Source organism: Pseudomonas urethralis (assembly GCF_021602465.1).
GTDB classification, from domain to species: Bacteria; Pseudomonadota; Gammaproteobacteria; order Pseudomonadales; family Pseudomonadaceae; genus Aquipseudomonas; species Aquipseudomonas vlassakiae.
In genome coordinates this window covers 308,606-332,782 of sequence record NZ_BQIJ01000003.1, presented here as the reverse complement: position 1 = coordinate 332,782, position 24,177 = coordinate 308,606, and the positions used below count along the sequence as shown (strand labels likewise).

The window sequence follows — 24,177 nt, the reverse complement described above, 5'->3', positions numbered from 1 at the left end:
TGGTCAGCCAACCATGCATCCACGTCGCGGTTTGGCTAGAATGCCGGCCCTGCATATCGCCAGCCGCCTGGATTCACCGTGAGCAAACAACCCGACCGCCTTTTCGCCCAACCCCTGGAGCAAGTCCCCGACTTCGTGTTCAACGAAGATGTGGTGCGTGTGTTCCCGGACATGATCAAGCGTTCGGTGCCCGGTTACCCGACCATCGTCGAAAACCTCGGCGTGCTGGCCGCGCGCTTCGCCCAGCCGAACACTGCACTGTACGATCTGGGCGCCTCGCTGGGTGCCGTCAGCCAGTCGCTGCGCCGCCATGTGCGCAGCGACGGTTGCCGGGTGATCGCGGTGGACAATTCCGCCGCCATGGTCGAACGTTGCCGCCAGTACCTCACCGCCCAGGACTCGATGTTCCAGGAACTGCTGCCGGTCGACGTGCTGGAAGCCGATATCCTCACCCTGCCCTTGGAACCGGCTTCGGTGGTGGCAATGAACTTCACCCTGCAGTTCATCGCCCCTGAACAACGCCTGGCGCTGCTCAGCCGGATCCGCCAGGCGCTGCTGCCCGGCGGTGCGCTGATCCTCTCGGAGAAACTGCGATTCGCCGATGACCAAGAGCACACCCTGCTCAACGAACTGCACCTGGACTTCAAGCGGGCCAATGGCTACAGCGAACTGGAAATCGCCCAGAAGCGCAGCGCCATCGAGAACGTGATGAAGCCCGACACCCTGCAAGCGCATCAGGAACGCCTGCACGCGGCCGGTTTCACCAAGGTGGTGCCGTGGTTCCAATGCCTCAATTTTGCCTCGCTGATAGCCCTGCCATGATCGATCTGTCCCCCCTCGTCCGCCGCCTGGCGGGCACGCCCCTGGCTTCCTGGTCCCAGGGCCTGCAAACACAATTGCAAGCCAAGCTGGAAAAAGGCCACGGCGACCTCGACCGCTGGCGCGGCGCGCTGGATGCGCTGCCGGCCCTGCAGCCCAGCGAAATCGACCTGGCTGATGGCCTGCGCCTGGATTGCGAGTGCGATGACGCCACCCGTGCGCAGATGCGCCAGGCGCTGATGGGCCTGTCGCCCTGGCGCAAGGGGCCGTTCGACCTGTTCGGCGTGCATGTCGACACCGAGTGGCGCTCGGACTGGAAGTGGTCGCGGGTCGGCCCGCACCTCGACCTCAAGGGCAAGCGCGTGCTCGACGTTGGCTGCGGCAACGGCTATTACCAGTGGCGCATGCTCGGTGCTGGTGCCGACATGGTCATCGGCGTCGACCCCAACTGGCTGTTCTTCTGCCAGTTCCAGGCCGTGCAGCGATACCTGCCCGACCTGCCCGCCTGGCACCTGCCGTTCGCCCTGGAAGAGCTGCCGGCCAACCTCGAAGGCTTCGACACCGTGTTCTCCATGGGCGTGTTCTACCACCGCCGCTCGCCCATCGAGCACCTGCTGGCGCTCAAGGACTGCCTGGTCAAAGGCGGCGAACTGGTGCTGGAAACCCTGGTGATCGAGGGCGACGAGAACCAGGTACTGGTGCCCGAAGACCGTTACGCGCAGATGCGCAACGTCTGGTACCTGCCATCGGTACCGGCCCTGGCGCGCTGGTTGCGCCGCGCCGGATTCAGCGAGGTGCGCTGCGTGGACGTGAGCGTTACCAGCATCGAGGAGCAGCGCAGCACCGAATGGATGCGCTACCAGTCGCTGGGCGATTTCCTCGAACCCAACGACCACAGCAAGACCATCGAAGGCCTGCCCGCCCCACGCCGCGCCACCCTGTTGGCGCGCAAATAAAAAAGACGTCCAGGTGGACGCCCGAATCACAGCCGTGCCGGGGAGCAGCGCCGGCGCAGCTGCCGTTGCCTCAGTCCTTGGCGACCTCGCGGGCCTTCTCCTGCGCCTTGCGCTCGCGCTCGGCGATGGTCTGTTGCGTGTCGCCGTGCAGGCGCTCCTGGTCCTGGCGGAACGCTTGCCAGAACTGCCTGGAACGTTCGCCGCCGCCTTCGGCGTAGGCGCTGGCAGCGCCCAGGGCGAGGGTCGCCAGCAACAGGTATCGGGTCAGGTTCATCATGCTTGCCTCGTTGATAAGCGATCAGACGGGGCCATCGTATCCTCGGGCAGCTAACGGCAAGGTGAGGCGCGCATTACAGTCTTGCAATGTGGCCTTGGCAGACAGGCAGATAACACCAGGATTACAAATCCGTTATCTACGCCGCTGGGCCATTTGCATGCCGTAACATCCAGCGGCTTGACCCTGAAGCCCCTACAGGCTTGAGAATCCTGCCCTTTCCAGCCATACCGAGCCCACCCATGCGCCTGCTGATCATCGAGGACGAACTGCGTACCGCCGACTACCTGCAACAAGGCCTGCGTGAAAACGGCTACGTGGTCGACTGCGCCCACACGGGCACCGACGGCCTGCACCTGGCGCGCCAGCAGCCTTACGAGCTGATCATCCTCGACGTCAACCTGCCCGAGCTCGATGGCTGGACGGTGCTGCAGCGTCTGCGCGCCGAATCGGCCACGCGGATCATGATGCTGACGGCCCATGGCCGCTTGTCCGACCGGGTCAAAGGCCTGGACCTGGGCGCAGATGACTACCTGCTCAAACCGTTCGAATTCCCCGAGTTGCTGGCCCGCATCCGCAGCTTGCTGCGGCGTAATGATCAACAACTGCAACCGAGCACACTGCGCGTCGCCGACCTTGAGCTCGACCCCGGCCGCCACCGTGCCTACCGCGCCGGCAAACGCATCGACCTGACCGCCAAGGAATTCGCCCTGCTCCACCTGCTGATGCGCCAGAGCGGCGAAGTGCTGTCGCGCACGCAGATCATCTCGCTGGTGTGGGACATGAATTTCGACTGCGATACCAATGTGGTCGAGGTTTCGATCCGCCGCCTGCGGGCGAAGATCGACGATCCGTTCGAAGACAAGCTGATCCACACCTTGCGCGGCGTCGGCTACGTACTGGAGGCCCGTGAGTGAAGTACGCCAGCCTGTCCCTGCGCCTGGGCCTGAGTGTGACCCTGATGGGCGCCGCGCTGGTACTGCTGCTCGCCTGCCTGGCGGTGTTCGCCCTCGACCACGAGCTGGACAGCCGCGCCCGCAGGGACCTCGCGCGCAAGATGTTGCAGGTGGAACATAACCTGCGGGTCGACCTGCGCAGCGAAGACCTTGGCAGCCGCGCCCACCCGTTGCTCGACCTGGTGATGGGCCACGACAACCTCAGCCTCAGCATACTGGCCCTTGAGGGGCGCCACCCGCACCTGCTCAGCCTCGGCCCGGCGCTTGAGTCCCGGGTGGGCGAATTGCATACCGACGCACGGCTGAACTACCACGAATGGCGTGACAGCAGCGGAAATCAGATCCTTACCGCCACCCGGGAGATGCGCCTGCGCGACGACACCCCGGTGCGGGTGATGATGTCGCTCAACCGCGCCGACGACCATGCCCTGCTGCAAGCCTACCTGCACTCGACGCTGCTGGCCCTGCCACTGCTGCTGCTGTTGATCGGCGCTGGCGCCTGGTGGCTCGTGCAACGCGGCTTGCAGCCGCTGCGCCACTTCCGTCGCATCGCCGGCAAGGTCTCCGCCCAAGACCTGCAACACCGCCTGCCCGCGACCGGCTTACCGCTGGAGCTGGCGGAGCTGGCGCGCAGCATCAACGTGATGCTCGATCGCCTGGACCAAGGTGTGCGCCAGCTTTCGCAGTTTTCCGATGACCTGGCCCACGAACTGCGCACTCCGCTGAGCAACCTGATGGGCAAGGCCCAGGTCACCCTGGCCCGTGAACGTGATGGCGAACACTACCGGGAAGTGCTGGAAGACAGTGTCGAAGAGCTGACCCGGCTCAACCGCATCATCAACGACATGCTGTTCCTCGCCCAGGTCAGCCAACCCCAGGCGCAGGTGGCGCTCAAGCCACTGGCGTTGGCGGACGAAGCGGCGCAGGTGAGCGAGCTGTTTGCCTTCAGTGCCGAACTCAAGAACATCGAGCTGCGCTTGCAGGGCTGGGGGACGGCGCTGGCGGACCGTCTGATGTTCCAGCGGGCGCTGTCGAACCTGTTGAGTAATGCCATTCGCCATGGGCCTGAAGGACAGGCGGTGAAGCTGGGTATCGAGCGGCAAGGCAGTGAGGTACGGGTGTGGGTGGAGAACCTGGGGCCGGGGATTGCCGAAGAACATTGGCCGCAGTTGTTCGAGCGCTTTTACCGGGTGGGCTCGGGGCGTTCACGCCTTGAAGGCGGGACGGGGTTGGGGCTGGCGATCGTCAAGTCGATCATGCAGTTGCATGGGGGGCGGGTCGAAGTGAACAGCAAGCTACCCGGGCCGACCCGGTTTAGCCTGGTGTTTCAAGCGCAATAGCGGGTTACCTGTGCCGGCTTCTTCGCGGGTTTACCCACGAAGAGGCCGTTACAGGCAGCCGATGAATCAGCGCGAAGCCGCGACGATCAGCGCCTTCATCTCCGCCACAGCGGCCTTGAAGCCAACGAACAGTGCATGCGCCACCAGCGCATGGCCGATGTTCAGCTCATTGATGCCCTTGATTGCTGCCACCGCCTCGACGTTATGGTAATGCAGGCCATGGCCGGCATTGACGATCAGCCCCTGGCCCACGCCAAACGCCACGCCATCGACGATGCGCTGCAGTTCCTCGGCCACTTCGGTCGGGGTCTGTGCATCGGCATAACGCCCGGTGTGCAACTCGATAGCCGGCGCACCGACACGGCGCGAAGCCTCGATCTGCCGCTCGTCGGCATCGATGAACAGCGACACTTCAGCACCGGTACGCGACAAGCGCTCAACCGCCGCCTTGATCCGCGCCTCCTGGCCGGCCACGTCCAGGCCACCTTCGGTGGTCAGCTCCTGACGGGTCTCTGGAACCAGGCAGATATGCGCCGGGCGGATCTTCTCGGCAAAGGCCATCATCTCTTCAGTGACGCCCATTTCGAAGTTCATGCGCGTTTGCAGCACGTCCTTGAGCAGCAGCACGTCGCGCTCCTGGATGTGTCGACGGTCTTCGCGCAGGTGCACGGTAATGCCATCGGCGCCCGCTTCCTCGGCATCCAGCGCAGCCTTGACCGGGTCCGGATAGCGGGTACCGCGGGCCTGGCGCAGGGTTGCCACGTGGTCGATGTTGACGCCGAGAAGCATGCGGTTGCTGTGAGTCACGAAAGGCTCTCCTGAGGATTGAGCCACACAGCATACGACGTGCTCAGCGCTTGCGAAACAGTTCCCGGCTGACCAACGGTTTTGCCCCCAGGTGTACTGCCAGGGCCTGACGCATCAGGCGCTTGGCCGCCAGCAGGGCGCCGGGGGCGTCCCAGTCGGCCTGGGCCAGGGCCAGCAGCTCGGTGCCGTTGAACAGGCCAGGCTGAACCAGGTACACCCGCTCCAGGCCGGCATCGACGCGCAGCCGGTACAGGCCGTCGGCTTCGATCAGGTCGTCGTTGACGTCGTGGTGGAGCGAAAAGGCGTAGCCCAAGTCCTCCAGCAGCCGCCACTCAAAGGAACGCAGCAAGGGTTCCAGTGACCTTCCTGCCGCCAGCGCCTGAAGGGTCAGCGCGTAATGCTCGAACAGTTCGGGTTGCGGTGCCTCGGCAGGCAGCAGGCGCATCAGCAGTTCATTCAGGTAGAGGCCGCTGAACAGCGCGTCGCCGTGCAGCCACGCCGCTATACCGACCGTGTCCAGGCGCCTGACGTTCTTCAGCTCACCTTTGCCGAACAGCTCCACCTCCAGCGGAACGAACGGCCGCACCAGGCTGCCACCTTTGCCGCGCGCCCGGCGCAGCACGGCGCGCACGCGGCCTTGCGGCGTGAAGAAGTCCACCAGTGCACTGGTTTCCTTGTAGGGGCGACTGTGCAGGACGTAGGCCGGCTGGCCGACAGGTTGATCCATGTGAGATCTCTACTGGTCACAAACCACTGTGGGAGCGGGTTCGACGCCTCCATAAACCCGCTCCCACAGAGCAACCTGAGCAGTCCGGTGGAATTACAGGTCGCCGTAGCCCAGCGAACGCAGGGCGCGTTCGTCATCGGACCAGCCGCCTTTGACCTTGACCCAGAGGTTGAGCATGACCTTGGAGTCGAACAGCACCTCCATGTCCTTGCGGGCCTCGGAGCCGATGCGCTTGATCCGCTCGCCCTTGTCACCAATGATGATCTTCTTCTGGCCATCACGTTCGACCAGGATCAGTGCATGGATGTGCAGCACGTGGCCCTGCTGCTTGAACTCTTCGATCTCCACGGTGATCTGGTACGGCAGTTCGGCGCCCAGCTGGCGCATGATCTTCTCGCGCACCAGTTCGGCGGCGAGGAAACGGCTGCTGCGGTCGGTGATCTGGTCTTCCGGGAAGAAATGATCGTTTTCCGGCAGGTGCTTGGCGATCTGGGCTTCCAGCGCGTCCAGGTTGTGGCCCTGCTGCGCGGAAATCGGCATCACTTCGGCGTTCGGCAGTTGTTCCTGCAGCCACTGCAGGTGCGGGATCAATTCGGCCTTCTCTTCCATGCGGTCGGTCTTGTTGACAGCGATGATCAGCGGGCCGGTCACGTACTGCACGCGCTCAAGCACCAGTTGGTCCTCGTCGGTCCACTTGGTGCGGTCGACCACGAAGATCACCACGTCGACGTCCTTGAGGGCCGCCGAGGCGTTGCGGTTCATGTAGCGGTTCAAGGCCTTGTCGTTGGCCTTGTGCATGCCCGGGGTATCGACATAGATCGCCTGCACGTCACCCTCGGTCTTGATACCGAGCATGTTGTGGCGTGTGGTCTGCGGCTTGCGCGAGGTGATCGCCAGCTTCTGGCCGAGGATGTGGTTCAGCAAGGTCGACTTGCCCACGTTCGGGCGGCCGACGATGGCCACGTAACCGCAGCGGGTCGGATTGTTATCAGTCATTGCCATTCTCCACGCCCAGGGCGATCAGTGCAGCAGCGGCGGCGACCTGCTCGGCGATACGCCGGCTGACGCCCTGGCCACGGCTCTTGTTGTTCAGCAGCACCACTTCGCATTCGACGAAGAAGGTGCGGCAGTGCGGTTCGCCCTGGATGTCGACCACCTCGTAACGCGGCAGCTCGCAGCTGCGCGATTGCAGGAACTCCTGCAGGCGGGTTTTCGGGTCCTTGTTGGTGTCGACCAGGGTCAGGCCTTCGAACTCGTCGGTCAGCCAGGCAAGAACACGCTCGCGCGCGGTCTGCATGTCCGCGTCCAGGTAGATGGCGCCGATCAGCGCCTCCAGGGCATCAGCCAGGATCGACTCGCGGCGGAAGCCACCGCTCTTGAGCTCACCCGAACCCAGGCGCAGGTAATCACCCAGGTCGAAGCCACGGGCCAGGCGGGCCAGGGTCTCGCCCTTGACCAGGCGGGCGCGAAGACGTGACAACTGGCCTTCACGGGCCTGTGGGAAGCGCTCGAACAGCGCCTCGCCGGCGACGAAGTTGAGAATGGCGTCACCGAGAAATTCCAGGCGCTCGTTGTTGCGCCCGGCATAGCTGCGGTGAGTCAGGGCCAGCAGCATCTGCTCCTGGTTCTTGAAGGTGTAGCCGAGCTTGCGCTCGAGACGGGCAAGGGAAGCACTCATGCAGCCACCCGTTGGTTGTTCAACGCGTTGTTCAAATCAACATCCTGAAAGACTGTTTGGCTGTGGTCCGTCGCGGCGAGCGGCGAATCTCTCGTTCCTTGAGAACACAGCCTATGTCAGAAATGCATTCGGCGCTGTCTGCAGGACAGCGCCGAAGGGTATCAATGGATCAGACCGACCCGCGACAGGTTGGGCAAGTGGCTGAGCTTGGGCTCTGGCCAGCTCATCCAGACCGCAAAGGCCTTGCCGACGATGTTCCGGTCCGGAACCATGCCGTGCAGCGCTTGAGGGATTTTCGGGTCATCCCAGTAGCGGCTGTCGTTGGAGTTGTCGCGGTTGTCGCCCATCATGAAGTAATGGCCGGCCGGCACGGTCCATTGCTGGTCCGGCGGCATGCGATAACGGGTCATTTCCTTGCGGATCAGGTGCTCGGCTTCGCCCAGCTTTTCCTTGTACAGCTCGGCGCTGCCAAGGGTACCCGGCTCGGCACCGACCAGCTGCTCGGCGATCGGCTGGCCGTTGACGAACAGCCGCTTGTCGCTGGTGTAGCTGATCTTGTCGCCCGGGAGGCCGACCACACGCTTGATGTAGTTGACGTTCGGGTCGCTCGGGTAGCGGAACACCATCACATCGCCGCGTTGCGGGTCACCCACCTCGATGACCTTCTTGTCGATCACCGGCAGGCGGATGCCATAGGAGAACTTGTTCACCAGGATGAAATCGCCCACTTCCAGGGTCGGCTTCATCGACCCTGAAGGGATCTGGAACGGCTCGACCAGGAACGAGCGCAGCACCAGCACGATGAACAGCACCGGGAAGAACGACTTGCCGTATTCGACCAGCAGCGGCTCTTTGCTCAGGCGCTCGACCACCGCCATTTCTGGTTGGGTGACGCTGCCCTGGTAGTTGGCGATCGCTGCCCGCCGGCGCGGAGCCAGGAACAGCAGATCGATCAAGCCCAGCAGACCGCAGACAAAGACGGCGATGACTAGCAACAGCGGGAAATTTAGCGACATAGGACCTAGCTATCCAACCTGAGCACGGCGAGGAAGGCTTCCTGTGGAATCTCCACGTTGCCCACCTGTTTCATGCGTTTCTTACCGGCCTTCTGCTTCTCCAGCAGTTTCTTCTTACGGCTGACGTCACCACCGTAGCACTTGGCCAGTACGTTCTTTCTGAGCGCCTTGACGGTCGTCCGCGCGATGATCTGGCCGCCAATGGCAGCCTGGATCGCCACGTCGAACATCTGCCGAGGGATCAGCTCCTTCATCTTCTCGGTCAACGCACGGCCCTTGTAGGCCGCGTTGTCGCGGTGCACGATCAATGCCAGGGCATCGACCTTGTCGCCGTTGATCAACACATCCAGCTTGACCAGGTTGGCCGACTGGTAGCGATCGAAATGATAGTCCAGCGAAGCATAGCCGCGGCTGGTCGACTTCAGGCGGTCGAAGAAGTCCAGTACCACTTCGTTCATCGGCATGTCGTACCGCACTTGCACCTGGCTGCCGAGGAACTGCATGTCGCGCTGCACGCCACGCTTCTCGATGCACAGGGTGATGACGTTGCCCAGGTGCTCCTGCGGCACAAGGATGGTCGCGGTGACGATCGGCTCGCGGAAATCGGCGACGGACGAGACATCCGGCAGCTTCGACGGGTTGTCGACGACGATGGTTTCGCCGGTCTTGAGTTCGAGCTCGTAGATCACGCTTGGCGCGGTGGTGATCAGGTCCAGGTCGTATTCGCGCTCCAGGCGCTCCTGAATGATCTCCATGTGCAGCATGCCGAGGAAGCCGCAACGGAAGCCGAAGCCCAGGGCGTCGGAGCTTTCCGGCATGTACTGCAGCGACGAGTCGTTGAGGGTCAGCTTCTGCAGGGCATCGCGGAAGTCCTCGAAATCGTCGGAGCTGACCGGGAACAGGCCGGCATACACCTGCGGCTGGATCTTCTTGAAGCCTGGCAGCACTTCGACCTCTGGGGTCGCGGACAGGGTCAGGGTGTCACCGACCGGCGCGCCGTGAATGTCCTTGATGCTGGCAATGATGAAGCCTACTTCACCGGCCTTCAGGTCGGCGGTCTGGGTGTGCTTCGGGGTGAACACACCGACGCTGTCGACCAGGTGCACCTTGCCGGTGGACTTGACCAGGATCTTGTCACCCTTCTTGACGCGGCCGTGGCGCACACGCACCAGCGAGACCACGCCCAGGTAGTTGTCGAACCAGGAGTCGATGATCAGCGCCTGGAGTGGCGCTTCAATATCACCTTCCGGCGCAGGGATGGTCTGTACCAGACGCTCCAGCACCTCGTCCACGCCCATGCCGCTCTTGGCGCTGCAGGCTACGGCGTCGGTGGCGTCGATGCCGATGATCTTCTCGATCTCGTCCTTGACGCGGTCCGGATCGGCCTGGGGCAGGTCCATCTTGTTCAGCACCGGCATGACTTCCAGGCCTTGCTCGATGGCGGTGTAGCAGTTGGCCACCGACTGGGCTTCGACGCCCTGGCCGGCGTCGACCACCAGCAGCGCACCTTCACAGGCTGCCAGCGAACGCGAGACTTCATAGGTGAAGTCGACGTGGCCTGGGGTATCGATGAAGTTCAGCTGGTAGACCTTGCCGTCCTGCGCCTTGTAGTTGAGCGTGACGCTGTGGGCCTTGATGGTGATACCGCGCTCGCGCTCCAGGTCCATGGAATCCAGTACCTGGGCCTCCATTTCGCGCGCCGACAGGCCACCGCACATTTGAATGAAACGGTCGGCCAGCGTCGACTTGCCATGGTCGATGTGGGCGATGATGGAGAAATTGCGGATATGACTCAAATCACTCACGGGTCAACACTCGGAAAAGGCTGCGAGCCGGACGCCCGCCGAAAAATAGCCGGGAATTGTACCTTAAGCTGCTGGGATATGGGAGATTCCTCTATCGGACTGTACACAGCATTCGTGCCTGCAATTGTGAACTTTCATGAAAAAGGGCAGCCGAAGCTGCCCTTTCCTACGCCCGAGCCCGCTTATTCAGCGAGTTTGAAGGTGATAAAGCTGGCACGGCCCTGACGCAGCACGCGCATCGACACCGAACGGTTCTTCGGCAGGTCCTTGGCAATTTCAGTGAACTGCTTGGCCGACACCACCGCCTGGTTGTTCAGGTGGCTGATGACATCGCCCGGACGCAGACCGATCATCGCCGCCGGGCCGTCCTGAACTTCCTTGATCACCACGCCCCCCTTGAGCTCAAGGGTCTTCTTCTGTTCGGCGGTGAGGTCCGACACGGACACGCCCAGGCGGTTGCTGTTGCGCTCGGCGCCGCCTTCAGGGCGGGTACCGGCGCCGATGTCGGCATCGTCATCCGGCATCGGGCCGACGGCGACGTCCAAGGTCTGGCGCTTGCCGTTGCGGATGATTTCGAGCTTGGCTTTCTCGCCATCCTTCAGGCTGCCGACCAGGTGTGGCAAATCGGCCGACATGACGATCGGCTGGCCGTTCATGCTGAGGATCACGTCACCCACCTGCAGGCCGCCCTTGGCTGCCGGGCCGTTTTCCAGCACCTGCGCCACCAGGGCCCCGGCCGGCTTGTCGAGGCCGAACGATTCAGCCAGGTCCTTGTTGACCTCCTGGATCACCACGCCCAGCCAGCCACGGCTGACCTTGCCGTCTTTCTTCAGCTGATTGGAGACATCGAGGGCCACGTCGATCGGGATGGCAAAGGACAAGCCCATGAAGCCACCGGAACGGGTGAAGATCTGCGAGTTGATACCGACCACCTCGCCCTTCATGTTGAACAGCGGGCCACCGGAGTTACCCGGGTTGATCGCCACGTCGGTCTGGATGAACGGCACATAGGTGTCGTTGGGCAGGGTCCGGCCCTTGGCGCTGACGATGCCTTTGGTCACCGAGTGGTCGAAGCCGAACGGCGAACCGATGGCCAGCACCCACTCACCGACCTTGAGCTTCTCGGAGTCACCCAGCTTGACGGTCGGCAGGTTCTTGCCCTCGACCTTGAGCAGGGCCACGTCGGTGCGCGGATCGGTGCCGATCAGCTTGGCTTGCAGCTCGCTGCGGTCAGACAGGCGGACGATGATCTCGTCGGCATCGGCGACCACATGGTTGTTGGTCAGTACATAACCATCGCTGGAGATGATGAAGCCCGAGCCCAGCGACATGGCCTCGCGCTGGCGGTCACCGCGCGGCGAACGTGGCTGCTGTGGCATGTTGCGTTCGAAGAATTCGCGGAACATCGGCGGCAGGCCTTCGAGGTCCGGCATCTGCCCGGAGGCGACACGGTCCGGCAGTTTCTGCTTGGTGCTGATGTTGACCACGGCCGGCGAGGCCTGCTCGACCAGGGTGGTGAAGTCCGGCAGGGCTTCATCGGCCTGGGCAGTGAGCACCTGGCCGAGCATCAGCACGGCGGCGAACATCGTTAGGTAGGATTTCAAACGTGGTATTGACATACGGCTCCCGTCACAACGAGCGGTAGTTGGAAATAGCCCTGCACAAAGCAGCAAAGGCCAGACTCCTAGAAGCCTGACCTATAAAAAATTTGCCGAAGGATTGCAAATGACAATGCTTTAATTTCATTTCAGCCGCGTGTCCGTTCGCCTTTGCATTGCCTTTGATCCGGCCCGCAAAAGCGCGCCGTCACTGGCGCGCCTGGGCATCCTGAGGCCGCATCGACAGCGCGATACGTTCTGCCGTACCCAGCGGTATTTCGCCCACCACGGTGACCTGAACCTTGCCCTTGGGCGTGTTCAGTCGCCGGGAAACGGCCGAAGTCGGGCCAAGCTGGGTGCGTACATCGGCACCGGCGTCATCCTTCACGGGTTCGAGGAACACCGAGAAACGGGCCAGGCCATCGTCATACATCAGGCTGCTGATCGAACTGTTGCGCTCCGGGTCGCGGCGTACCGTGCTGTTGATCAGTTCGAAGCCCGGCGGCAGCCAGTCGGAGCGCCAACCGCCGACCGCCTCGCGGGTGCTACCGGCCACATGCTCGACAGGCTTGCACGCAGCGCTGGCTTGCAGCTCCTGGTCGGTAGGCAAGTCGTCGGTGTCCAGGCGGGTCATCTGGAAGCGCTCGAGCAGCTGGCCTTTGTCATTGAGCATCAATGAGCGCAGTGGCAAGCCGGTACGGCGGTCCAGATGGAGTTCGAATGCGTAGCGGTGCTGGTCACGCGGTGTCAGCGTGACAATCACCGCGTCACGGTCAGCGACCCGAGACTTGCCCGCCACACTGAGGTCATACCAGCTCATCAGTTTCAAAGGATCGAGCGAGCGCTGCGCAGAATCGGGAGGGTTGCCCACCCCGCTTGCCAAGGCCCCACTGACGCACTGCACCTTACCGTCCACGCGCACGATTTCCTGGGCGGAGCCATCGAGCTGCAGAAGCCGCTCACTGACCTTGCCGTCCTGAACGCGATGCCAGATATCGTGGGAAGAGAAGCTGCCGTTACGTTCGTAGACGAAGGAGCCTTGGTAGCTCTGTTTTTGCTCGGCCTGTGCCAGCTTGTTCAACCATTCGCTCGCCTCGGGCGAGGAGTTGGCTGCCAACGCTGGCACCGTCATGCAGCTGCCTAACAGCAGCGACAGGAGAGGTAGCGCGCGCATGATCCTCCTTACTTAGCGGTTTTCCAGGCTGGCGGCGCGGGCGTACGGCAATGCGGTTTCAGTGCCCTTGAGCGCGGATTCCTGCGCATGCTGGCGCAGATAGCCTGGCAGACGCTGATCCCAGCCGGCCTGGTTCTGCAGCACGCCGTTGGCCATCGGCCCGGTCGGTTGCTCACTGCTTTCACTATAGCCTGCCAAAACAGCCGGGCCCTGACTTTGTGGCATGCTCAGGCCTTGCTGCGCAGGCTGCTGGGCAGCCAGCTCGGCGCCGGTGATCTCGTCCTGGTTGTACATGCGCACACCCGCCAGCACCGCTACGGTGACCGAGGCAGCGACGGCCAGGCGGCCAAGGCTGCGCCACGGGCCCTGCTTGACCTTGGCCGGAACGGCTTCATCAGCCAGCGCGGCGGAGACCGCCGAGGCGATATCCAGCTTTGGCAGCAACAGCTCCTTGTGCATCGCTGCGCGGGCTACCTGGTAACGCGACCAGGTGGCACGGGTTTCGGAATCGTCGACGGCATTCAACACCCGACGTAATTCCAGTTCGTCCGCTTCGTTATCCATAACCGCGGACAGCGATTCCTGCAAAGCTTCACGACTCATGGCGGTTCCTCTCTTGGCTGTCGCCGCTGTCTCAGGTTTCCTGCAACAACGGCTGCAGGGCTTTGTCTATGGCCTCCCGAGCGCGGAAGATTCGAGAGCGCACGGTACCCACCGGACATTGCATGACGCTGGCAATGTCTTCGTAACTCAACCCGTCGAACTCACGCAGGGTCAATGCCGTGCGCAAATCTTCGGGCAGTTGCTGGATGGTGCGATGGACAGTGCCTTCGATTTCATCCCGCAACAACGAGCGCTCTGGGGACTCGAGATCCTTGAGACCATGATCGCCGTCGTAAAACTCCGCATCCTCGGAGCTCACATCGCTGTCTGGTGGCCGTCTTCCACGGGACACCAGGTAGTTCTTCGCCGTGTTGATGGCGATGCGGTACAGCCAGGTATAAAACGCACTGTCACCGCGGAAATTGCCAAGCGCACGGTAGGCCTTGATAAAGGCTTCCTGCGCCACATCCTGGGCCTCGTGGGTGTCGTGAACGAACCGCACGATCAACCCTAGAATCTTGTGCTGATACTTCAGCACCAACAGATCGAACGCTCGCCTGTCTCCGCGCTGCACGCGCTCGACAAGCTGCTGATCCTCTTCCTGGGTTAGCATGAACACTCCTCAGTGAACTCGAAGGAGCGTTGCCACAGCCTTTGTTCAGGCTTGCAACCATAGACTCGGGCTTTGCGCAAAAGTTCTCCCCTCCAAGCAAGTTTCCTGCGGCCCTTGGTCGGCTCGCACGGAAGACGCGGCACGGTCACGGCCCGCTGCGTCGATAATCAGGATTCGAATACGCAGGTGTCAGCCCGTATAGAGCTGCCGCCCCGCGTCGCCGCGGCAAATTATGGCGTGCGGGCAGCCTTCATAGGATTTCCGGCCGTATCGGAAAGTTCCCACAAAGATTGACACAACGCCCGTAGTGGCATGGAAATTGGCTACCGCAGGCTGCTATAAAGGCACCCCGGCCAGTATTCACGATAGTTTCACATTGCCATCTGCACGTGACTATTGTGCCGCGCCCTTTCCAAAGATTACTAGTGTCCCGACATGAGCCAACAATTCCAACATGATGTCCTGGTGATCGGCAGCGGCGCAGCCGGTCTCAGCCTGGCACTGAACCTCCCCGGCCATCTGCGCATTGCCGTGCTGAGCAAGGGCGACCTGGCCAACGGTTCGACCTTCTGGGCCCAGGGCGGGGTCGCCGCCGTACTCGACGACACCGACACCGTGCAGTCGCATGTCGAAGATACGCTCAATGCCGGCGGCGGCCTGTGCCACGAAGAGGCTGTGCGCTTTACCGTCGAGCACAGCCGCGAAGCCATCGAATGGCTGATCGAGCAAGGTGTGCCGTTTACCCGGGACGAACACTACAGCGTCGATGATGGCGGTTTCGAATTCCATTTGACCCGTGAAGGCGGCCACAGCCACCGACGCATCATTCATGCTGCCGATGCCACCGGCGCGGCAATTTTCACCACGCTGCTGGAGCAAGCCCGCAAGCGCCCCAACATCGAGCTGCTGGAGCAGCGCGTGGCGGTCGACCTGATCACCGAGCGCCGCCTGGGCCTGGCGGGTGACCGATGCCTGGGGGCTTACGTCCTGAACCGCAACAGTGGAGAAGTCGACACCTTCGGCGCGCGCTTCACCGTGCTTGCCACGGGAGGCGCGGCCAAGGTCTACCTCTATACCAGCAACCCTGATGGCGCCTGCGGCGATGGCATTGCCATGGCCTGGCGCGCCGGCTGTCGGGTGGCGAACCTGGAGTTCAACCAGTTTCACCCGACCTGCCTGTACCACCCCCAGGCCAAGAGCTTCCTGATCACCGAAGCCCTGCGTGGCGAAGGTGCGCTGTTGCGCCTGCCCAATGGCGAGCGTTTCATGCCGCGCTTCGACCCGCGTGAAGAACTGGCACCGCGCGATATCGTCGCCCGCGCCATCGACCACGAAATGAAGCGGCTGGGCGTCGACTGTGTCTACCTGGACATCACCCACAAGCCGGCCGATTTCATCAAGGGCCACTTCCCCACCGTTTATGAGCGCTGCCTGGGCTTCGGTATCGACATCACCCGTCAGCCGATCCCGGTGGTGCCGGCGGCCCATTACACCTGTGGCGGGGTCATGGTCGATGAGCGTGGCCACACCGATGTCCCTGGCCTGTACGCCATCGGCGAAACCAGCTTCACCGGCCTGCATGGCGCCAACCGCATGGCCAGCAACTCGCTGCTGGAGTGCTTTGTCTATGGCCGTGCCGCAGCGGCGGACATCGAGGCGCATCTGGATCAGATCGCCATGCCCAGGGCCCTGCCCTGCTGGGATGCCAGCCAGGTCACCGACTCCGACGAGGACGTGATCATCGCGCACAACTGGGACGAGCTGCGGCGCTTCATGTGGGACTACGTGGGTATCGTGCGCACCAGCAAACGCCTGCAGCGCGCCGAGCACCGGGTTCGCCTGCTGCTCGACGAGATCGACGAGTTCTACAGCAACTACAAGGTCAGCCGCGACCTGATCGAACTGCGCAACCTGGCCCAGGTAGCCGAGCTGATGATTCGCTCGGCAATGCAGCGCAAGGAAAGCCGCGGGCTGCACTACACCCTGGATTACCCGGGGATGCTGCCCGAGGCCAAGGACACCATCCTCAGCCCGGCCTGAACAAGGCGTCGAACCTGCGCCGGCTGAACTTCAGCCTCACCCGCAAATGTCGGTGCGGGTCAGCATCCAAGGCATCCCATGGCACGCACTGGCTCTCGCCAAGCCAGTGCCCTGCCCTGACGAACCGCAACACCACCAGCCCCGGCAGCGCCACGCTGTCCCGACACAAGGCCACCGGCTGCCAGCCCAGCGCCCGGCTGAACACCTGCCAGCCCGACGCATCGCGGCGCAAACCGGTAACGGCACGGGGATGAGTCAGCAGGATACGTCGGGGAATCACCCAGCAAGCGTGGGCGATACAAGCAGCAAGCATGCACAAGCCAAGCCACCACGGCAGCGCACTCAGCCACAAGACCAGCAGCGCCAGCACCTGGCAACCCAGGTAGGCCGCCAGCAACAGGCGCGAGCCTCGCCAGCGACACTGGAAACACTCACTTGGGCTGGACACGATCCAGAATGATACGGACCATGCGCTGCAGCTCCGGGTCTTCCGACTCGGTGCGCTCCATGAACCAGCCGAACATGTCCTGATCTTCACAGCTCAACAGGCGGACATAAAGTTCGCGGTCGGCTTCGCTCAGGGTCGGGTAGACCTCCTGGGTGAATGGCACCAGCAGTACGTCCAGTTCCAGCATGCCGCGGCGGCTGTGCCAGAAAAGCCGGTTGAGTTCAGTTTGTTCGACCATGGGGCCCTCCTCGAATGGTCGCGCAGTATACCGCGCACTGATCGAAGCGGCACAGGGCGTTGGTCTAGTCACCTACCTATTTTGTTACTGGCGTTCTATGATGGCCGCCAGTCTTTAGCCACCGCGATGACCCATGGCCGATTCCGCTTTCTTCAGCCCCCTGTCCCACGAGGGCATCCTCGCCGTCCGCGGCTCCGACGCCGGCAAGTTCCTGCAGGGCCAGCTGACCTGCAACATCAACTACCTCAGCCTCGAGCACGCCAGCCTTGGCGCGCGCTGCATGGTCAAGGGGCGCATGCAGTCCAGCTTCCGCATCCTGCCCGAGGGCAACGGTTACCTGCTGGCCATGGCCAGCGAGTTGCTCGAGCCACAACTGGCCGACCTGAAGAAGTACGCCGTCTTTTCCAAGGCCACGCTCACCGATGAGAGCGCAGCCTGGGCACGCTTCGGCCTGCAAGGTGGCAACGCTGCGCTGCAGGCACTGGGGCTGGACCTTCCGCCAGCGGCGGGTAGCACCGTTCGCCATGATGGCCTGATCGCTATTGCCGTCTCGGCCGACCGTGCCGAACTTTGGGTACCGGTAGCCCAGGCCGACAGCGTTCGCCAACAGCTGGCAGCCGCATTGCCGCAAGGCAGCCTCAACGACTGGCTGCTCGGGCAAGTGCGCGCCGGTATCGGCCAGGTCATGGGCCCGACCCGTGAGCTGTTCATCCCGCAAATGATCAACCTGCAGGCCGTTGATGGCGTGAGCTTCAAGAAGGGCTGCTACACCGGCCAGGAAATCGTCGCGCGCATGCAGTACCTGGGCAAGCTCAAGCGCCGCCAGTACCGGCTGGCACTCGAGCAGCAGGATGTTCCGGCCCCGGGTACGGAAATCTTCTCGCCGACCCATGGCTCGTCAGTTGGCGAGGTCGTGCTGGCCGCCAGCACCGGCCAGGCTTGCGAGCTGCTTGCCGTGCTCAGCGCCGAGTCGGTGGAGGACGACAACCTGCACCTGGGCAGCCTCGAAGGCCCTCGTCTGCAGGTGTTGAGCCTGCCGTACGAGCTGGACCGCGACCAGGAAATCCAGCGCTGAACAGTGCACCACCCTTGCCGTTGAGACGTTCATGAACAAGCTGGCCGAGATGGTTCAAGCGCAGTTGCTGGCTGCCATCGACAACGATGACCTGGTCCTGCCAACCCTGCCCGAGGTAGCCCTGAGCATTCGCGAGGCCGCCGAAGACAGCGAGATCAGCGTTGCCGCCCTGAGCAAGGTGATCGGCCGTGATGCCGCCCTGTCGGCGCGCCTGATCAAGGTGGTCAACAGCCCGCTGTTGCGTGCAGCGGTCGAAGTGACCGACTTGCACACGGCCATCACCCGCATGGGCATCAACTACAGCTGCAACCTGGCCATCGGCCTGGTGATCGAACAGATCTTCCATGCACGCTCGCCGGCGGTTGAACAGAAACTGCGCGACATCTGGTCGAACAGCCTTGAAGTTGCCGGCATCAGCTACGAAATTTGCCGACGTTTCACCCAACTGAAGCCCGACCAGGCGACACTCGGTGGGCTGGTCAACCAGATCGGTGCACTACCGGTGCTGATCTACGCCGAAGAACACAACGAGTTGCTTTCCGACCCGGTCTGCCTGCATTACGTGATCGAGCAGATCCAGCCAGTACTGGGCGACAAGATCCTCTCTTCGTGGGAGTTTCCCGAACAGCTGGTCAACCTGCCGAGCCAGGTCCAGGACCTGGACCGGCGCACCGACAAGGTGGACTACATCGACGTGGTGCAGATCGCCAAGTGCCTGAGCCAGCGCGCGCGCAGCCGGCCGTTGGCGGCGTTGCCTGCTTATCGCCATCTCGGGCTGCCGTTTGGCACCGAACTGGAGGTTGCCGAGTTGCTGGAAGCGCGGAGCATGTTGCGCTGACTTGTGCTGCCAGTACCGGCCTCTTCGCGGCGGTTCGACGCGAAGAGGCCAGCACAGGCTACAGATCAGTCAGCGATGAAACTCACCCGCACCTTCAACCCGCCCTTCTCGCCATCATGCAGGCTGATCTGAGCCAGGTGCGCCCTGCAGATCTCACCGACAATGGCCAACCCCAGTCCACTGCCCTGCACGCCCCTTCGATAGAAGCGCTCGAACACCCGCTCCCGCTCTGCTTCGGGAATCCCCGGCCCATCATCCTCAACCTCCAGCACTGCCGGCGCCAGCACCCGCAGGATCACATTGCCGCCCGCCGGGGTATGCGCCAGCGCATTGTCGACCAGGTTGCTGAGCAGCTCGTTGAGCAGCGTCGGCTCGCCCTTCAACCACACCGGCGCCTCGGCCTCCAGGGCCAAGGCGACGCCCCGGTTGTAGGCCAATGGCGCCATGGCCATGCCCAGTTCACGGGCCAGCTGGCTCAAGTCCAGGCGCTGGGCACCGCCTTCGGCAATCGCCCGGGCACCGTTCTCGACCCGCGCCAGTGACAGCAACTGATTGGCCAGATGAGTCAGGCGGTCAGTGCCTTGCGCAGCCGACTCCAGGGTCTGGCGCCATTCTTCGGGCTGTTGCGAACGCAACCCCAGCTCGACCCGCGCCTTCAGTGCCGCCAGCGGTGTACGCAGTTCGTGGGCAGCCTCGGCAATGAATTGTGCCTGGCGTTCGAACTGCCCGCGCAACCGCTCGGTGAAGTGGTTCAAGGCACGCACCAGCGGGCCCAGCTCACGCTGCACCTGGACCACCGGCAACGCCCGCAGGTCATCCGGTTGACGCTCCTCTACCGCTGTACGCAGGCGCTCCAGCGGGCGAAGTGCCGCGCTGACCGCGAACCCCACCATGACCAGCGCGCCCAGCGCCAGCATACCCAGACGCAGCAGGGTATCGGCCATCAAGCCACGGGCCATGCGCACCCGCGCCTCTTCGGTCTCGGCCACGCGGATTTCCGCCATGCCGTTCATGTTCGGCTCGCTCACCGCCTTCAGCAGGCTGACCACTCGCACATCCTGGCCAAGGTAGGTGGCGTCGTAGAAGCGCGCCAGCGCCGGATAGTCGTCAGTGCGTGGCGTGCCGGGCGGCGGTGGCGGCAAGTGCTCGTAACCGGAAATCAGCTTCTGATTGATGTCCAGAACCTGGTAGTAGATACGCCCGGCGCTGTCGTAGGCGAAGGTGTCCAGCGCCACGTAGGGCACATCGGCGCTCAGGCTGCCGTCACGCTGGGACAGCCCGGCAGCGATGGTCCGCGCCGAAGCCAGCAAGGTGCGGTCATACGCGGTATCGGCTGCTTCGCGACCGTTCCAGTAGGCGCTAAGGCCGCTGGCCAGCATCAGCACCACCAGCAGCAGTGCCAGGTTGCCCAGCAGCCGCCCGCGCAAGCTGCCGTTGTCACGCATCGCGGTGCTCGAGCAGGTAACCCAGGCCACGGAAAGTGACGATGGCGACCGAGTGGCCATCGAGTTTCTTGCGCAGGCGATGGATGTAGATTTCGATGGCATCAGGGCTTGCTTCTTCATCCAGGCCGAATACCTGGGCGGCCAGCTGTTCCTTGCTCATCACCCGGCCCGGGCGAGCGATCAAAGCCTCCAGCACGCTCTGTTCGCGCGAGGTCAGGGTCAGGTTGTCCTCACCGAGGCTGAAGCGCCGGGTGTCCAGGTCATAGACCAGTGGCCCGCAGCGCTGCTGGCGCTCGCCCCCGAGCACACTGCGCCTGAGCAGCGCCTTCACCCGTGCTTCGAGTTCGGTCAGTTCAAAAGGCTTGGCCAGGTAATCATCGGCACCAAGGTTCAGGCCATGCACACGGTCCTTCACGTCGCTGCGCGCGGTGAGCATCAGCACCGGCAAGGTCTTGCCACGACCGCGCAGGCGCGCCAGCACCTCGAAACCGTCCATCCGCGGCAGGCCCACGTCGAGCACGGCAACGGCATATTCCTCGCTGGCCAAGGCCAGGTCGGCAGCCACGCCATCGTGCAATACATCCACGGTCAGGCCTTGGCTCTTCAGGGCCTGGGCCACGCTTTCGGCCAGTTGCAGATGGTCTTCGACCAACAGCACACGCATCGGATTCTCCCTGCTCGGGTGGGGCGGTGGCGCGGAGTGTACCGCTGTCGGCAAGCCTGTGAAGCCCCTCGGAACAAACCTTTCACGCTGAAAGGTTAGCGAAAGGTTCATTACCTAGCATCGCACCACGGTCGCCCCACGCGCCGAAAAAAGCACCAGCAAGGTGCAACGAATAAGAACAAAAAAACGGAGTCATCCCGATGCTGTCATCGCAGCCTCAGGCGTTCGCGCCTAGCCGTTCCCTGTCCGCACGTCCTTCTGCCATCGCCAGTGCCCTTGCACTTGCCGGTGTCGCCCCGTTGAGCCAGGCCGCCTTCTTCGAAGACAGCACGGCGACCTTCGAAACCCGCAACATGTACTTCAACCGCGACTTCCGCGATGGCACCAGCGCGCAACAATCCAAGCGCGACGAGTGGGCCCAGGGCTTCATGCTCAACTTCGAGTCCGGCTACACCGATGGCACCGTAGGCTTCGGCCTGGATGCGCTGGGCATGATGGGCATCAAGCTCGACTCCAGCCCCGACCGCACCGACACCGGCCTGCTGCCGACCCACGATGACGGCAAGGCCGCCGACGAGTACTCCAAGCTTGGCCTGACCGGCAAGGTGAAAGTGTCGAAGACCGAACTGAAGATCGGTACCCTGATCCCTGAACTGCCGACCCTGCAGCCCAATGATGGTCGCATCCTGCCGCAAACCTTCGAGGGTGGCCTGCTGACCTCCCAGGAGATCAAGGGCCTGACCTTCACCGGCGGGCGCCTGGACAAGGCCAAGGACCGCAACGACACCAACTGGGAAGACCTGGCCCTCAACAACAAGAATGGCCGTTTCGGCGGCACCTTCAGTGCCGACAACCTCGACCTGGCCGGCCTGGACTACAAATTCACCGACCGCATCACCGGCAGCTACCACTTCGCCCAGCTCGACGACATCTACCGCCAGCACTTCATCGGCATGCTGGCCACCCAGCCCTGGGGCCCGGGCACCTTCGGCGCCGACGTGCGCCTGGCGATCAGCGACGATGCTGGCGCGGCGAAGGCTGGGCGGATCGACAACACCACGTTCAACACCCTGCTCAGCTACAGCCTGGGCGGGCACAAGGTCAGCGCCGCCTGGCAGCAGCTGTCGGGTGACAGCGCCTTCCCCTACATCGATGGCGCCGACCCGTATCTGGTCAACTTCGTCCAGATCAACGACTTCGCCGGCGCCGACGAACGCTCGTGGCAAGCGCGCTACGACTACAACTTCGCCGCCCTCGGCGTCCCCGGCCTGACCTTCATGACCCGCTACATCAACGGCGACAACGTCAGCCGTGCCGCCGGTGGCGAGGGCAAGGAGTGGGAGCGCAACACCGAACTGAAGTACGTGGTACAAAGCGGCCCGTTGAAGAACGTCGCCGTGCGCCTGCGCAACGCCACCTTCCGCTCCAACTTCGCTCGCGATGCGGACGAAGTGCGGCTGCTGGTGAGCTACAGCGTAGCGCTCTGGTAACCCCTGCGGTAACCCAAAACAAAAACGCTCACGGAGACATTCGATGACCTTTTCACTGCGCCGCCTCGTCCTCGCCACCGGCTGCCTGCTGTTGGCCGGCAATGCCCTCGCCGCCGAACCGAAACGCCCTGAATGCATCGCCCCGGCCTCGCCCGGCGGTGGCTTCGACCTGACCTGCAAACTGGTGCAGAGCGCCCTGGTGGAGGAGAAGATCCTCAGCAAGCCGATGCGCGTGACCTACATGCCAGGCGGTGTCGGTGCAGTCGCCTACAACGCCGTGGTCGCCCAGCGCCCGGCCGACGCTGGCACCCTGGTGGCCTGGTCGAGTGGTTCGCTGCTGAACCTGGCCCAGGGCAAGTTCGGCCGTTTCGACGAGAACGCGGTGAAATGGCTGGCCGCGGTCGGCACCAGCTACGGCGCGATCGCAGTGAAGAGTGATTCGCCGTACAAGACCCTCGATGACCTGGTCGCTGCACTGAAGGCGGACCCGAGCAAGGTGGTGATCGGCTCCGGCGGCACCGTCGGCAGCCAGGACTGGATGCAGACCGCGCTCATCGCCAAGGCCGCTGGCATCAACCCGCGCGACCTGCGCTACGTGGCCCTGGAAGGCGGCGGCGAAATCGCCACCGCGCTGCTGGGTGGGCATATCCAGGTTGGCTCTACCGACATCTCCGACTCCATGCCGCACATCCAGAGCGGCAACATGCGCATCCTCGCGGTGTTCTCGGAACATCGCCTGGACGAGCCGGAGATGAAAGATATCCCTACTGCCAAGGAACAGGGCTACGACATCGTCTGGCCGGTGGTGCGCGGCTTCTATCTGGGGCCGAAGGTGAGCGACGAAGACTACGCCTGGTGGAAAGACTCGTTCGACAAGATGCTGGCATCGGAAGACTTCGCCAAGCTGCGTGACCAGCGCGAACTGTTCCCGTTCGCCATGACCGGCGCGGAGCTGGACGGTTATGTGAAGAAGCAGGTGACTGAGTACAAGGCCCTGGCCAAGGAATTCGGCCTGATCCAGTAAAGCCCCCGGTCTTTCACCGAACCCAGTGGGAGCGGGCATGCCCGCTCCCACTGGGTCCGCGTCGTGCCGTAAACAACGAGGATTTGCCAATGATCCTGCAACGCATCTTCGCCCTGGCCCTGCTGGCGGTGTGCGCCGCCCTGGCCGTGATGGCCTGGCCTTACCAGGCCGCGTTTTCCTACGAACCGGTGGGGCCACGCGCCTACCCGTTGCTGATGCTCGGCCTGATGAGCCTGGGCTTGCTGTACCTGGCCATCCGCCCCACGCCTATCGTGCGCAAGGAGGACGAGCCGGCGCTCGACCGCGAAACCCTGATCAAGATCACCGCCTGCGTCGGCCTGCTGATCATCTTCGCCGCCACCTTTGAGGTCCTGGGCTTCATCCTCAGCGCCATCCTGGTCGGCATCCCCATGGCGCGCCTGTATGGCGGCCGCTGGTTGAACAGCACCCTCGTGGTGGTGGGCATGAGCGTGTTCCTCTACTGGCTGTTCGATCGCGTCATGGACGTACCCCTGCCCCTCGGCCTGCTGAGCGTACTGGAGAACTGAC

25 protein-coding genes are annotated in these 24,177 nt (G+C 63.2%); 10 read left to right on the top strand and 15 right to left on the bottom strand.

Going from position 1 to position 24,177, the window contains the following annotated elements; all coding sequences use genetic code 11:
* Positions 1-78 precede the first annotated feature (78 nt).
* Positions 79-822: a carboxy-S-adenosyl-L-methionine synthase CmoA gene (gene cmoA, locus L6D64_RS07095; protein ID WP_176506000.1), complete on the top strand. Its 744-nt coding sequence runs from the start codon at positions 79-81 to the stop codon at positions 820-822.
* The gene (gene cmoB, locus L6D64_RS07090; RefSeq protein ID WP_176505999.1) at positions 819-1,775 is read left to right on the top strand and encodes a tRNA 5-methoxyuridine(34)/uridine 5-oxyacetic acid(34) synthase CmoB; all 957 of its coding nucleotides are present in this window, start codon (positions 819-821) and stop codon (positions 1,773-1,775) included. The genes cmoA and cmoB overlap by 4 nt, the downstream gene beginning before the upstream one ends.
* Before the next feature lie 70 nt (positions 1,776-1,845).
* Here cmoB and L6D64_RS07085 read toward each other — a convergent pair whose 3' ends face one another.
* Complete coding sequence (locus L6D64_RS07085; RefSeq protein ID WP_176506046.1) at positions 1,846-2,049, bottom strand: hypothetical protein; 204 nt, start codon at positions 2,047-2,049, stop codon at positions 1,846-1,848.
* A gap of 242 nt (positions 2,050-2,291) precedes the next feature.
* On the opposite strand from L6D64_RS07085, the gene L6D64_RS07080 reads away from it, so the two are divergent.
* The gene (locus L6D64_RS07080; RefSeq protein WP_176505998.1) at positions 2,292-2,966 is read left to right on the top strand and encodes a heavy metal response regulator transcription factor; all 675 of its coding nucleotides are present in this window, start codon (positions 2,292-2,294) and stop codon (positions 2,964-2,966) included.
* Complete coding sequence (locus tag L6D64_RS07075; protein ID WP_176505997.1) at positions 2,963-4,345, top strand: heavy metal sensor histidine kinase; 1,383 nt, start codon at positions 2,963-2,965, stop codon at positions 4,343-4,345. Before L6D64_RS07080 ends, L6D64_RS07075 begins: the two co-directional genes overlap by 4 nt.
* A 66-nt stretch (positions 4,346-4,411) precedes the next feature.
* On the opposite strand, the gene pdxJ is transcribed toward L6D64_RS07075, so the two are convergent.
* The 10 genes from pdxJ to rpoE form a co-directional block, all read right to left on the bottom strand.
* On the bottom strand, positions 4,412-5,134 hold the full coding sequence (gene pdxJ / locus L6D64_RS07070; protein ID WP_189660492.1) for a pyridoxine 5'-phosphate synthase: 723 nt from the start codon (positions 5,132-5,134) through the stop codon (positions 4,412-4,414).
* 61 nt (positions 5,135-5,195) lie between these two features.
* Complete coding sequence (recO, locus tag L6D64_RS07065) at positions 5,196-5,879, bottom strand: DNA repair protein RecO (RefSeq protein WP_176505996.1); 684 nt, start codon at positions 5,877-5,879, stop codon at positions 5,196-5,198.
* A gap of 93 nt (positions 5,880-5,972) precedes the next feature.
* On the bottom strand, positions 5,973-6,875 hold the full coding sequence (gene era, locus L6D64_RS07060) for a GTPase Era (RefSeq protein WP_012273926.1): 903 nt from the start codon (positions 6,873-6,875) through the stop codon (positions 5,973-5,975).
* Positions 6,868-7,557 (bottom strand): ribonuclease III, encoded by a 690-nt coding sequence (gene rnc / locus L6D64_RS07055; RefSeq protein ID WP_027917873.1) that lies wholly within the window; start codon positions 7,555-7,557, stop codon positions 6,868-6,870. Before rnc ends, era begins: the two co-directional genes overlap by 8 nt.
* 161 nt (positions 7,558-7,718) lie before the next feature.
* Entirely contained in the window at positions 7,719-8,573 is an 855-nt protein-coding gene (lepB, locus tag L6D64_RS07050; RefSeq protein WP_152954572.1) for a signal peptidase I, read from the bottom strand.
* A 5-nt stretch (positions 8,574-8,578) separates the two neighbouring features.
* Complete coding sequence (gene lepA / locus L6D64_RS07045; RefSeq protein WP_176505995.1) at positions 8,579-10,378, bottom strand: translation elongation factor 4; 1,800 nt, start codon at positions 10,376-10,378, stop codon at positions 8,579-8,581.
* 182 nt (positions 10,379-10,560) lie between these two features.
* Positions 10,561-11,964: a DegQ family serine endoprotease gene (locus tag L6D64_RS07040; protein ID WP_371870286.1), complete on the bottom strand. Its 1,404-nt coding sequence runs from the start codon at positions 11,962-11,964 to the stop codon at positions 10,561-10,563.
* A gap of 220 nt (positions 11,965-12,184) precedes the next feature.
* Entirely contained in the window at positions 12,185-13,150 is a 966-nt protein-coding gene (locus L6D64_RS07035) for a MucB/RseB C-terminal domain-containing protein (RefSeq protein WP_176505993.1), read from the bottom strand.
* Between the two features lie 12 nt (positions 13,151-13,162).
* Positions 13,163-13,753 carry a sigma-E factor negative regulatory protein gene (locus L6D64_RS07030; RefSeq protein WP_176505992.1) on the bottom strand — a complete coding sequence of 197 codons (591 nt, stop codon included), beginning with the start codon at positions 13,751-13,753 and terminating at the stop codon, positions 13,163-13,165.
* Positions 13,754-13,784: 31 nt separating this feature from the next.
* Positions 13,785-14,366: an RNA polymerase sigma factor RpoE/AlgU gene (rpoE, locus tag L6D64_RS07025; RefSeq protein WP_003252049.1), complete on the bottom strand. Its 582-nt coding sequence runs from the start codon at positions 14,364-14,366 to the stop codon at positions 13,785-13,787.
* 435 nt (positions 14,367-14,801) lie between these two features.
* Between rpoE and nadB the strand changes: the two genes are divergently transcribed.
* The gene (nadB, locus tag L6D64_RS07020) at positions 14,802-16,406 is read left to right on the top strand and encodes an L-aspartate oxidase (RefSeq protein ID WP_176505991.1); all 1,605 of its coding nucleotides are present in this window, start codon (positions 14,802-14,804) and stop codon (positions 16,404-16,406) included.
* On the opposite strand, the gene L6D64_RS07015 is transcribed toward nadB, so the two are convergent.
* Together L6D64_RS07015 and L6D64_RS07010 are read right to left on the bottom strand one after the other, a co-directional pair.
* A complete protein-coding gene (locus L6D64_RS07015; protein WP_176505990.1) occupies positions 16,393-16,854 on the bottom strand; it encodes a protein YgfX in 462 nt (153 codons plus the stop codon). The genes nadB and L6D64_RS07015 overlap by 14 nt on opposite strands.
* On the bottom strand, positions 16,838-17,092 hold the full coding sequence (locus tag L6D64_RS07010) for an FAD assembly factor SdhE (protein WP_008094993.1): 255 nt from the start codon (positions 17,090-17,092) through the stop codon (positions 16,838-16,840). Before L6D64_RS07010 ends, L6D64_RS07015 begins: the two co-directional genes overlap by 17 nt.
* 133 nt (positions 17,093-17,225) lie before the next feature.
* Here L6D64_RS07010 and ygfZ point away from each other — a divergent pair, with 133 nt between their 5' ends.
* Both ygfZ and L6D64_RS07000 read left to right on the top strand, forming a co-directional pair.
* Positions 17,226-18,167 (top strand): CAF17-like 4Fe-4S cluster assembly/insertion protein YgfZ, encoded by a 942-nt coding sequence (gene ygfZ / locus L6D64_RS07005; RefSeq protein ID WP_176505989.1) that lies wholly within the window; start codon positions 17,226-17,228, stop codon positions 18,165-18,167.
* A gap of 31 nt (positions 18,168-18,198) precedes the next feature.
* A complete protein-coding gene (locus L6D64_RS07000; protein ID WP_054885011.1) occupies positions 18,199-19,005 on the top strand; it encodes an HDOD domain-containing protein in 807 nt (268 codons plus the stop codon).
* A gap of 65 nt (positions 19,006-19,070) precedes the next feature.
* Here the strand turns inward: L6D64_RS07000 and L6D64_RS06995 are convergent, their stop codons facing one another.
* Together L6D64_RS06995 and L6D64_RS06990 are read right to left on the bottom strand one after the other, a co-directional pair.
* Positions 19,071-20,450: a sensor histidine kinase gene (locus L6D64_RS06995; protein WP_176505988.1), complete on the bottom strand. Its 1,380-nt coding sequence runs from the start codon at positions 20,448-20,450 to the stop codon at positions 19,071-19,073.
* Positions 20,443-21,114 (bottom strand): response regulator, encoded by a 672-nt coding sequence (locus L6D64_RS06990; protein ID WP_054885013.1) that lies wholly within the window; start codon positions 21,112-21,114, stop codon positions 20,443-20,445. The genes L6D64_RS06995 and L6D64_RS06990 overlap by 8 nt, the downstream gene beginning before the upstream one ends.
* Before the next feature lie 200 nt (positions 21,115-21,314).
* Here L6D64_RS06990 and L6D64_RS06985 point away from each other — a divergent pair, with 200 nt between their 5' ends.
* From L6D64_RS06985 to L6D64_RS06975, 3 genes are all read left to right on the top strand, one after another.
* Entirely contained in the window at positions 21,315-22,604 is a 1,290-nt protein-coding gene (locus tag L6D64_RS06985) for an OprD family porin (protein ID WP_176505987.1), read from the top strand.
* A gap of 43 nt (positions 22,605-22,647) precedes the next feature.
* Positions 22,648-23,628: a Bug family tripartite tricarboxylate transporter substrate binding protein gene (locus L6D64_RS06980; protein WP_176505986.1), complete on the top strand. Its 981-nt coding sequence runs from the start codon at positions 22,648-22,650 to the stop codon at positions 23,626-23,628.
* A gap of 89 nt (positions 23,629-23,717) precedes the next feature.
* Complete coding sequence (locus L6D64_RS06975; protein ID WP_176505985.1) at positions 23,718-24,176, top strand: tripartite tricarboxylate transporter TctB family protein; 459 nt, start codon at positions 23,718-23,720, stop codon at positions 24,174-24,176.
* Position 24,177 lies beyond the last annotated feature (1 nt).